Genomic DNA, 9,449 nt, shown 5'->3' with positions numbered 1-9,449 from the left:
CGATGACTTTTCGAGTGGCACAGGACTGCGGCGTGCGAGCCCTCTGGACGGCGACGTGGTCGAAGTCGCCGTCGAGAGACCGCCGTCGGCGGCACGCGCATCGCCTGCAGCCGGGTGACCCAGAGCATGCCTGTCATGGCGCCTGAAGGGTGTCAATATTCCAATCAGGCTGCTGAGCTGGGCGTTTCCTGTGGATGGCGAGGCAGCCGGGGTGGCATGGTGTGGTACTCGTTGAGCAGTCCGCCAAGTACCTGGCGGCGCCTGACCGTGGCAGCGGGCAGGGGGATGACCTTCGGGTCGTCGTCGGGTGCTCGCAGGCCGAGGTTGCGGTGGGATCGTCCGGCATTGTAGTGCTCGGCGTAGGTGGTGAGGACCGTGCGCAGGTGTCGTGGTGTGGTCAAGGGGTCGGTGCAACATCCCAGGTAGAACAGGTGCCGGAGGTGTTGCTGGGTGGCGAGGATTGGGCGGCCGGGGCTGTCGGACGCGCAGAAGCGTGAGGTGTGGCAGCGGTGGAGGGACGGCCAGTCGCTGAGTGAGATCGGTCGCGCGCTGGGCAAGGTGCCGGGATCGATCCACGGTGTGATCGCCGCCAACGGTGGCTATGCGCCAGCTCAGCGAACGCGGGCGGCAGTGGCATTGACGCTTGCCGAGCGGGAGGAGGTTTCCCGCGGCTTGGCGGCCGACGAGTCGTTCCGGACGATTGCTGCCCGGCTGGGACGCCATCCTTCCACGATCGGCCGGGAGGTCGGCCGTCACGGTGGCCGGAAGAAGTACCGGGCCGCCGTGGCCGATGAACGGGCCTGGGACAACGCCCGGCATCCCAAGCCGTGCCTGCTGCAGCGCAATCCCGCTCTGCGGAATGTGGTGGCCGCCAAGCTCACCGACGACTGGTCGCCGCAGCAGATCTCCGGCTGGCTTGCCCACACATACGCGGCGGAGGACGGTATGCGGGTGTCGCACGAGACCATCTACCGCAGCCTGTTCATCCAGGCCCGCGGGGTGCTGAGGAAGGAACTGACCAGCCACCTGCGGCGCCGGCGCACGATGCGCCGCTCGAAGAATGCCTCCACTGCCGACCAGCAGCGCGGCCAGATCCGTGACGCTGTCTCGATCCGGCAACGGCCCGCTGAGGCCGAGGACCGTGCAGTGCCCGGCCACTGGGAGGGCGATCTGATCACCGGCGCGAAGAACAGCCACATTGCGACCCTGGTCGAGCGGCACTCCCGCTTCGTCATGCTGGTCCAGGTGGCCGGCAAGGACACCGCCAGTGTCGTGGACGCCCTCAGCCGTCAAGTCCGCTTGCTGCCACAGGGCTTGATGGCATCACTGACCTGGGACCGCGGTATGGAGCTCGCGGAGCACAAGCGGTTCACCATCGCTACCGATGTGAAGGTCTACTTCGCTGATCCGAAGAGCCCCTGGCAGCGAGGATCGAATGAGAACACTAACGGACTGCTGCGGCAGTACTTTCCCAAAGGAACGGACCTGTCCGGCTACACCCAGGCCGACCTCGATGCCGTCGCGCTGAAACTCAATACCCGCCCCCGCAAGACCCTCGGCTATTTCACTCCCGCTGATAAACTCGCGGGCACCGTTGCACCGACGGGTTGAACCTAGGGCGGCCTTCTTCGCCCAGGACAGCGACCGGTGAGCGAGGCCTACCAGTTCATCGCCGCGGAGAAGGCTGTCTACCCGGTGGCCCTGCTGTGCCGTCTCCTGGGCGTGGTCCGCTCTTCGTTCTATGCCTGGCTGAAGACGGAGGAGGCCCGGCAGGCGAAGACGCGGGCCGATGATGCGCTCGCTCACGAGATCACCGTGATCCACCTGGCCTCGAAGGGCGCCTACGGTGTTCCGCGGGTGCACGCTGAACTGCGGGGACTGGGCCAGGGAGTCAACCGCACGCGGGTGGAGCGGATCATGCGCGAACGCCGGATCACCGGTGTCACACGCCGAAGACGCCGGTCGCTGACCCGGCCCGACCGGCAGGTGAGACCGGCGCCCGACCTGATCGGCCGGGACTTCACCGCCACCCGCCCCGGCACCCGGCTGGTCGGGGACATCACATACCTGCCCACCGGCGAGGGCTGGCTGTATCTGGCCTGCTGGCTGGACCTGGCCACCCGCGAGGTCGTCGGCTACGCGATGGCCGACCACCACCGCGCCGAGCTGGTAGTCGACGCGCTGCGGATGGCCCACGGCCGCGGCAGCCTGGAACCCGGCTGCATCACGCACAGCGATCGCGGAAGCGAATACACCTCCGCTGAATTCCGCGATGAAATACGCGTTGGGACTTCGTCAGAGCACTGGCCGGACCGGCTCCTGCTTTGACAACGCCGCAGCCGAGAGCTTCTGGGCCGTACTCAAGGAAGAGATCGGCACCCGCGTATGGCCGGACCGGGCCACCGCCCGCGCCGATGTCTTCGCGTTCATCGAGACGTTCTACAACCGGCGCCGCCTGCGCAAACATCCCGTGTTCGGGTACCTCGCACCCCTGGAGGCACGACAGCGGTTCCGCAACGACCAAACACTCGCAGCGTAGAAGAAGAGTGTCCAGGATCACGGGGGAACTTCAGACTGCTCAACGAGTACCACACCATGCCACCCCGGCTGCCTCACCATCCACAGGAAACGCCCAGCTCAGCAGCCTGATTGGAATATTGACACCCTTCACCGCTGAGGCAGTTCACCATCGCCAACTCCAACCACCCCAACCACACCGTGCAGACACGAGCCCTGCACGCCTATCTACGCTGGCGCAACGCCAACCCCCGCCACCGCGACGTCCTGGCCGCCGAACGCAAGGAACGCGCCCGCATCCGAAGCGAGAAGGGCATCCGTTGGGGCGGACGCCCCCTCAACACCGCAGCCTGACCGACCGCGAACTTACACAGCCACAGCGCATCATCGGTCCGCTCGTGGCCAAGCGCGGACGACCGAAGCGTTGTGAAGATGATCTCGGCTGGGCAGACCCGGAGCCCCGAACGGGGCCGGTTCAGGAGAAGGGCGGCGCCAGAGGAGAATGACTCAGGAGGCGGACGGCTCGATCTCCCCCGCGAAGACGATGACCTGGTCGATGAGGCTCCGCCGCAGATGGACGACGTCCGTTCCCGCCAGGCGGGGGCCTCCATCCGGCGTCGTGAAGACCCACTGGTACCGGGCCCACTCGCCCGGCATGTCCACCGCCGAACAGCGCACCATCGTGCCGGTCCCCGCGGGGTGGCGCCGGATGTCCAGCACGAACCGCTCGACCGCCTCGATCCCGTCACTGCGGCCCAACGGTCCCCAGAAGACCACGTCCGAGGTCAGGGCCTGGGAGAGCAGCGCAGTCACATAGCTGTCGTCCAAGGCGTTAAACGCGGAGATGAACGTGTCGATCGCGGAGCGTGCCGTCTCTTCCTGCATGCCCCAGTAATACCAGCCGTTGCGCGTGCGCTCGTCCCGCGAGCCGCCTTCCGATCACGGTGGCCCATCCCGGTCACAGCACTAGTAGGACTCCGTTAGGTCTGTCTTGATCTTGGTGTGGTTCTGCTGGGCAGGGGTTGGTGGCAGGTGGTGCAGATGCCGGTCCAGCAGTTCAGCAGGTCCTGGAGGGTGTCGAGGGTCTGGTAGAGGGTGAGTCCGGTGTGTCGGCTTTTGGGGCCAGGCGCTGTTCGGTGAGGAAGGCGTGGGCGGCGGTGACCAGGGTGGCGTGGTGGTGCCAGCCTCTCCAGGAGCGGCCTTCGAAGTGGTCCAGGCCCAGGCCGTGCTTGAGTTCGCGGTAGACACCTCACGACGCCAAAGCGTCAAGCTGCAGCTGCGATTTCGGCGGGGAATCCGGTGTTTTCGTCGAACAGCTTGCCGTGCTGCAGGCAGTGGTAGAGCTGGCCGATCATGCGGTTGAAAAGGTTGCGCTGGGCGGCCGCGTGCCAGTCGCCGACCTCACGTCGTCGTCGGTAGTGTTCCCCAGCTCCGGGCGAGTGCCGCAGGGCCGCGAAGGCCCAGAGGTACCCGGCGTGGTTGAGGCGGTCGTTCTTCACCCACCGCCGGGTGATGGACGACTTCTTGCCGGAGGCCCTGGTGACGGGTGAGGAGCCGGCGTACGCCTTCAGGCCGCGGGCGTCGGTGAAGCGGGTGCGGTCGTCGCCGATCTCAGCGAGGATCCGGCCGGCGAGCTGGATGCCGAGCCCGGGGAAGCTCAGTAGGATCTCGGCGTCCGGGTGCTAAGGGAAAACCTCTTCCACCGCCTTGGCCAGCTGGTCGGCGGCGGTGCAGGCGGCTTCCAGCTGGGTGAGCAGGGCGAGCATCTGCTTGCCGAGAGCGTCTTCGACGAGTGGCGGTTGGTGTGCCCAGTGGGCGCGGAAGACGTCGCGGAGGCGGTTGGCTTCCGCCTCGATGCCGCGCTTTCGGCCGGCGCGTTTGAGAGCGGCCTGGAGCTGGGTGCGGGTCAGACGCGCAGCCTGAGTGGGGGTCGGCGCGGCCTTGAGAAGTTCGCGGGCCTCGGGGCGGCACAAGCCGTTGGTCCAGGTGGCGACGGCGTCCAGGACGGCTGGGTAGTACTCGTGTAGCAGGGATCGGAGCTGGTTGGCCAGCTGCTGCCGGTTCCACAGCGAGTCCTGCTGAGCGCGGGCGAGAATGGCGATCGCGCGGCCGAGGTCGGAGTCGTTGGGCAGTGGTCGGTGGGCGTGCATGTCGGTGCGCAGGATGTTCGCCTTCTCCGCGGCGATGAACTGGTAGGCCTCGCTCACCGGTCGCTGTCATGCGCGAACGCCGGATGGCAAGGACGCCGAACTGCTGGTGCTTCGGCATGAGAACGTGGTGCTACGCAGGCAACTCGCGGGTCCGGTGCGGTACGAGTGGGCGGACCGGCTGTGGTTCGCGGCACTGTCCTCGCTGATACCCCGGCCGCGCTGGGCACAGGTGTTCCGCGTGACGCCGGGGACGTTGCTCGGCTGGCATCGACGTCTCGTTGCACGCAGGTGGGACTACAGTGAGCGCCGAAGCAAGCGGGGCCGCCCGCCGACAGCGGAAGCCGTGAAGAGGTTGGTGCTCCGGCTGGTGCAGGAGAACCCGCGCTGGGGCTGCCGCAGAATCCAGGGCGAGCTCGCCCGGCTGGGCCACAGGATCGGCGCCTCCACGGTCTGGAAGATCTTGACGGCAGCAGGTGTCGACCCTGCTCCCCGCCGCAGCAGTCCTACCTGGCGCGAGTTCCTTACGGCTCAGGCCGGCTCCATCATCGCCTGCGACTTCTTGCACATCGACTTGGCGAATCTTCGCCGGGTCTACGCGCTGGTCTTCCTCGAGCACGGTACACACCGCCTCCACGTCGCCGGGGTGACCGCACAACCGACCGCACAGTGGACAGCCCAGTAAGCCCGCAACCTTGCCCTCCACGAGGGAATGTCCCTGAAGTCGCTGCGCTTCTTGATCCGCGACCGGGACAGCAAATACACCGAGTCCTTCGACGCGGTCTTCGAAGCCGAGGACATCGAAACCCTGAAGACCGCCCCGCGGTCCCCGCGGATGAACGCGCACTGTGAGAGAGCCATCGGGACAGTGCGGCGTGAAGTCCTCGATCGCGTGCTGATCTGGAATGAGGCCCAGGCTCGGCACGTCCTCGACGTCCACTCCCGGCATTACAATGGCCATCGCCCTCATCAGGCCCGTGGGCAACGTCCGCCCCTTTGTGACCGCCAGGTCGCAGCGTTGACTGACTCGAGCACTCCGCGACGACTACTCCAGACTCGCGTCCTCAGCGGCCTGATCAACGAGTACAGGTATGCGGCCTGACCTGCCGCGACGGGCTTCTGAACGGCACACGGTGGACATGGGGGCCTCCCGTCCGCCGGGCCCCGCCAGGGGGAAGCAGCGCGGCCCCCGCTGGTGGGCGGGGGCCGGGTGGTCTGTCTGTGTCCGGGCACGCCAGACTTGGCGTCAGTGTGGGGGTATGGGTGGCTCGTTGTGCAACTACGGAGTGTAGCGAGTGTGGCTAGCCGATCTCCCACTGGCCGGTCTCATCGGCGAAGCCACTGTTCATCGTGAACTGCAGCGTGGCGACCTTCGATGCCTTGGGCACCTCGATGACGACCCAGCCAAGTGCCTTATCACCTGCGGGGAGCTTGAGGTCGGATGTCATCTGAGGGCCGGCGGTGATGTCGCCGAAGGTGGCGTCGAACCGCTGGCCGTCAGCGTCTGCGGCCTGGATACAGTTGGACGGGCTGTCGCTGTACGTGGTGGTGCCGGTGTTGGTGAGCTGGATTTGAACGGCGACCCAGCGTTTGCCGGCCGCGGGCGTGGTGAATTCGTCGGCGCTCTTGGCGGGGTCCAGCCACTTCTTCATGGTGACGTCGAGCTGTTCGCCGTCGTCCTGGCCCGAGAGGGTGATGGTGTCACCGACACGAGCGGTTTCAGGCTGTTCGGATGGGGGCGTGGTCTCTGCGGCGTCTGCCGGTTCTGCGGCTTCGCTGGTGGGCGCGGCCTGTGACGATGACTCGGCCTTGGGCTTGATGCTGATGCTGTCGTCGTTGCTGCCGCACGCGGTGAGCGACAGGCACAGGATGGCGGCGGCGATCACGGAGGCGCGGACGCGCATGGTTCCCCCCTGGGTACGTACTGATGTGGCGTGTGGGGGGATGGGCACTGTATCGGGTGTGTGGGGTGGTGTGCATGGGATCGGTCGGAAATGCCGCCGCCTCGCCCGGTCATGGGCGGGGCGGCATTGGCCAGCAGGGCTACGCGTTGGCGATCTCCCGGATGCACTTCAGCTTCTCCTCGGCAGTGAGGGCACTCAAGTCCCCTCCCACCAGGCCGTCGAGGACGCTGCGCACGTTGGCCTCGTCGGGGCGTAGAGCAGCGTCGAGGACGCGAGCCCGTGTGCTGTTGTCGCGGATGTAGACCCACACCTTGTCCCACTGCCGGGGTTCGGTGTTGCAGCGAGCGTCAAGGATCTCTCGAGGGAAGTAGCTCATCCCCTGCTTACCGAGGGCTTCGGTGATCTCTCCCAGGATGTTCTTGCTGAGCTTCTTGTAGCCGAGCTCTTCTCGGAGTTGGCCCAGTGTCGTCTCCAGTAGCCCGTCATGGGCCTCTGTTTCGTCGTACGTCCAGCCCAAGGCGTCGGACACACTTCCCCCCTAATGGAACATGTGTTGCGTATTGGCGAGATATTCGCGCGTTGTGAATATAGCGCTGAATGGGGCTCAACTTGGACTGATGAGGGAAATCGGACCCCAAGGAGGCCCCGCTGCGAACGGGGGACGCGGCAGGGCCTCGGGCCAGTGTGGCAAGCGAACGGTCAACGCTGCGGGTAGTACACCGATGTGGAAGCATTCGGATGGTCACGGAACAGCGCGTGATCCAACTCGCATCGCGCGATCTCCAGCGCCCTCCCGACGAGTCCGACCTTCCGCGCCGGTGCCCCCTCAAACCCTTGCCGAGGGTAGGCGTTCTCCAGCTGGACGTGCAGGCTGTTGAGTTGCCGTTGCATCGCTGCCAGCATGCGGCCGATCTCTACGTGCTCTTGTTCGGTGAGTCGCGGCTTCGTCATGTCGCTATCGTCCCGTCTTGGGCTGGCCGGGGGTGCGGGGTTCGGGCTTCGGGTAGTGCCCGCCGTGCGATGCCTGGTATATGGTCTCCCATTTCGGGTCGGGCTTCGTCTCGGGCTTCATGGGCATGGGCTTGAGTGCCACGATGGGGCTCCTCGTCTCGTGATCAGGATGGGGAACCGGGGCGGCCTGGTGCTGGCAGGCGGACGGCCGCCCCGGAGTTCTGAGCCGTCAGACGGCGTGCTTACGCAGGGCGGTCTCGGCCGGATCGCGGATGATCGTCATCCCCTCGACCGGGCGCTCCACGATCGGCCCGTGGGCGTTGTTGTCGTTGTTGTTGCCGGGCTGACCTGCGGCAACAACATCCGCATGGGCGGTGCGAGGGGTGGGGAGAGCGGCGCCCTTCACCCCGGTCGACGAGCCCCGCCCACGCATCCGCGCCGCCTCCACCGGCACGCCGCACCAGTCCAGGGCCTCGCGCACCCGCTCCGGGGTGGTGCCCAAGTCCTCGGCGAGCACAGCGATGTGGGCGTGCGGTGTGCCGACCCGGGCGAGGGCCTCGCCCAGCTCGCCCCACGTCGGCAGGCGCGGCGTCTCCGGGGCTGGCTGCGCGGCCTCCTGCTCTTCGCCGGAGCTCTCCTCTTCGTCGTCCTCGCCCTCGGGCTCCTCGTCCGCCTCGGCGTCCGGGGCTGCGGCGCGCCAGGCTGCGAGGAGGAACCAGGCGACACCGGGCCACATTGGCCATCGCGTTCCGTACACCAGCATTCCGGCGAACCCCGACCGGACCCTGGATCACCCAGCAAGCGCGCAACTATTTCATGGACCTGGGCGACCATGCCGAGTCGATCAGGTTCCTCATCCGGGACCGCAGCGCCTACTTCACCGACAGCTTCGACGCCGTCTTCCAGGCGATCGGAGTGCGCGTCCTTCCAACACTGCCCCGGGTGCCCCGGATGAACGCCATCGCGGAACGCTGGATCGGATCATGCCGACGCGAGGCAACCGACCGCATCCTGATTCACGGGAGAGCGCCACCTACGCCTCGTCGTCAGTGAATACGCAAAGCACTACAACCAACACCGGCCACACCGATCCCTCGGACAACGGCCGCCGGACCTACCCACCAAACCCGAACCACCCACCGCCACCGACAACACTCGCATCCATCGACACGATCGACTCGGCAGCCTCATCCACGAATACACGCAGGTCGCATAGGGGTGACACAGGTTTCCGGCACCCACAGGGTGCGCGGTGACGCCGGCGAGGTGAACACGCCGGGTGCCGTGTTCGATGAAGACCGGGGCGTACAGGTGCTTGAGGGTGATGGTGTCGATGTGGAGGAAGTCGGCGGCGGGGATGCCATGGGCCTGGGCGGGGGAGGAATTCACGCCAGGTCGGGCCGGAGCGCCAGGGGAGCGGGATCGATGCCGGCCGCGTGCAGGATCTCCCAGACCGTGGACGGGGCGATCTGGTAGCCGAGGCGTGCGAGTTCGCCCTGTATACGGCGGTGCCCCCATGCGCTGTTCTCTTTGGCCAGGCGCAGGATGAGCTGTTTGACGGTGGGCGCGGTGGACGGCCTGCCGGGGCGGCGGTGCTGAGTGAACGTCCAGTTCCGCGCAATGAGTTGCCGATGCCAGGCCAGCAGCGTGGTGGGAGTGACAGAGAATACGCGGCGCCAGCGTTCCCGCGGGACCAGCCGGGAAAGGACGGCGAGCCGGATTCGGTCGGCGGGCTCGTAGCGGACTCGGGCGATCTGACGGCGTAGCACCGCGTTCTCGTGCCGCAACGCCAAGACCTCCGCATCCTTGGCCACGCGGCTGCGCAGCACCGCTGCGGGCACCTTGATCAGGTTCCGGACCAGCGTGGTGACGATTGAAAGCGGCATCGGCAGATTCATCCCAGGTGCCGCGCAGGCCGCCGCCCTGCGCG

General features: G+C 66.9%; 11 protein-coding genes and 6 pseudogenes. 7 read left to right on the top strand and 10 right to left on the bottom strand.

What is annotated here, in order from left to right:
* Window positions 1-164: 164 nt before the first annotated feature.
* The gene (locus ACWDSL_RS49660) at window positions 165-401 is read right to left on the bottom strand and encodes a hypothetical protein (RefSeq protein WP_450495902.1); all 237 of its coding nucleotides are present in this window, start codon (window positions 399-401) and stop codon (window positions 165-167) included.
* A 49-nt stretch (window positions 402-450) separates the two neighbouring features.
* On the opposite strand from ACWDSL_RS49660, the gene ACWDSL_RS49655 reads away from it, so the two are divergent.
* The 4 genes and pseudogenes from ACWDSL_RS49655 to ACWDSL_RS49640 form a co-directional block, all read left to right on the top strand.
* The gene (locus ACWDSL_RS49655) at window positions 451-1,611 is read left to right on the top strand and encodes an IS30 family transposase (protein WP_450495900.1); all 1,161 of its coding nucleotides are present in this window, start codon (window positions 451-453) and stop codon (window positions 1,609-1,611) included.
* A gap of 36 nt (window positions 1,612-1,647) precedes the next feature.
* Entirely contained in the window at window positions 1,648-2,328 is a 681-nt protein-coding gene (locus ACWDSL_RS49650; protein ID WP_450495898.1) for an IS3 family transposase, read from the top strand.
* Window positions 2,285-2,539 (top strand): hypothetical protein, encoded by a 255-nt coding sequence (locus ACWDSL_RS49645; RefSeq protein ID WP_450495897.1) that lies wholly within the window; start codon window positions 2,285-2,287, stop codon window positions 2,537-2,539. Before ACWDSL_RS49650 ends, ACWDSL_RS49645 begins: the two co-directional genes overlap by 44 nt.
* A 122-nt stretch (window positions 2,540-2,661) precedes the next feature.
* Window positions 2,662-2,871 (top strand): annotated as a pseudogene (locus tag ACWDSL_RS49640) (IS630 family transposase); the annotation flags it as partial.
* 153 nt (window positions 2,872-3,024) lie between these two features.
* Here ACWDSL_RS49640 and ACWDSL_RS49635 read toward each other — a convergent pair.
* From ACWDSL_RS49635 to ACWDSL_RS49625, 3 genes and pseudogenes are all read right to left on the bottom strand, one after another.
* A complete protein-coding gene (locus tag ACWDSL_RS49635; protein WP_450495896.1) occupies window positions 3,025-3,402 on the bottom strand; it encodes a nuclear transport factor 2 family protein in 378 nt (125 codons plus the stop codon).
* A gap of 172 nt (window positions 3,403-3,574) precedes the next feature.
* A pseudogene (locus ACWDSL_RS49630) lies at window positions 3,575-3,760 on the bottom strand (IS701 family transposase); the annotation flags it as partial.
* Between the two features lie 22 nt (window positions 3,761-3,782).
* A pseudogene (locus tag ACWDSL_RS49625) lies at window positions 3,783-4,688 on the bottom strand (transposase); the annotation flags it as partial.
* A gap of 67 nt (window positions 4,689-4,755) precedes the next feature.
* On the opposite strand from ACWDSL_RS49625, the pseudogene ACWDSL_RS49620 reads away from it, so the two are divergent.
* Window positions 4,756-5,766, top strand: a pseudogene (locus tag ACWDSL_RS49620) (integrase core domain-containing protein); the annotation flags it as partial.
* A 199-nt stretch (window positions 5,767-5,965) separates the two neighbouring features.
* On the opposite strand, the gene ACWDSL_RS49615 reads toward ACWDSL_RS49620, so the two are convergent.
* The 5 genes from ACWDSL_RS49615 to ACWDSL_RS49595 all read right to left on the bottom strand — a co-directional run bounded on the left by ACWDSL_RS49615 (window position 5,966) and on the right by ACWDSL_RS49595 (window position 8,255).
* Window positions 5,966-6,568 carry a DUF4352 domain-containing protein gene (locus ACWDSL_RS49615; RefSeq protein WP_450495894.1) on the bottom strand — a complete coding sequence of 201 codons (603 nt, stop codon included), beginning with the start codon at window positions 6,566-6,568 and terminating at the stop codon, window positions 5,966-5,968.
* A 139-nt stretch (window positions 6,569-6,707) separates the two neighbouring features.
* A complete protein-coding gene (locus tag ACWDSL_RS49610; protein ID WP_450495892.1) occupies window positions 6,708-7,097 on the bottom strand; it encodes a hypothetical protein in 390 nt (129 codons plus the stop codon).
* Between the two features lie 170 nt (window positions 7,098-7,267).
* Window positions 7,268-7,519 carry a hypothetical protein gene (locus ACWDSL_RS49605; protein WP_450495890.1) on the bottom strand — a complete coding sequence of 84 codons (252 nt, stop codon included), beginning with the start codon at window positions 7,517-7,519 and terminating at the stop codon, window positions 7,268-7,270.
* A gap of 4 nt (window positions 7,520-7,523) precedes the next feature.
* Window positions 7,524-7,661: a hypothetical protein gene (locus ACWDSL_RS49600; protein WP_450495888.1), complete on the bottom strand. Its 138-nt coding sequence runs from the start codon at window positions 7,659-7,661 to the stop codon at window positions 7,524-7,526.
* An 87-nt stretch (window positions 7,662-7,748) separates the two neighbouring features.
* Window positions 7,749-8,255: a hypothetical protein gene (locus ACWDSL_RS49595; protein ID WP_450495886.1), complete on the bottom strand. Its 507-nt coding sequence runs from the start codon at window positions 8,253-8,255 to the stop codon at window positions 7,749-7,751.
* Here ACWDSL_RS49595 and ACWDSL_RS49590 point away from each other — a divergent pair.
* Window positions 8,255-8,572, top strand: a complete 318-nt coding sequence (locus ACWDSL_RS49590; RefSeq protein ID WP_450495884.1) for a hypothetical protein — start codon at window positions 8,255-8,257, stop codon at window positions 8,570-8,572. The two genes, ACWDSL_RS49595 and ACWDSL_RS49590, sit on opposite strands and share 1 nt — an antisense overlap.
* Window positions 8,573-8,585: 13 nt before the next feature.
* Window positions 8,586-8,735, top strand: a pseudogene (locus tag ACWDSL_RS49585) (integrase core domain-containing protein); the annotation flags it as partial.
* Between the two features lie 26 nt (window positions 8,736-8,761).
* On the opposite strand, the pseudogene ACWDSL_RS49580 reads toward ACWDSL_RS49585, so the two are convergent.
* A pseudogene (locus tag ACWDSL_RS49580) lies at window positions 8,762-9,405 on the bottom strand (integrase core domain-containing protein); the annotation flags it as partial.
* Window positions 9,406-9,449: the final 44 nt, after the last annotated feature.

The organism is Streptomyces sp. NPDC000941, from assembly GCF_053599555.1.
The sequence above is the reverse complement of the archived record's forward strand: the minus strand, read 5'-3'. Positions and strand labels throughout refer to the sequence as shown.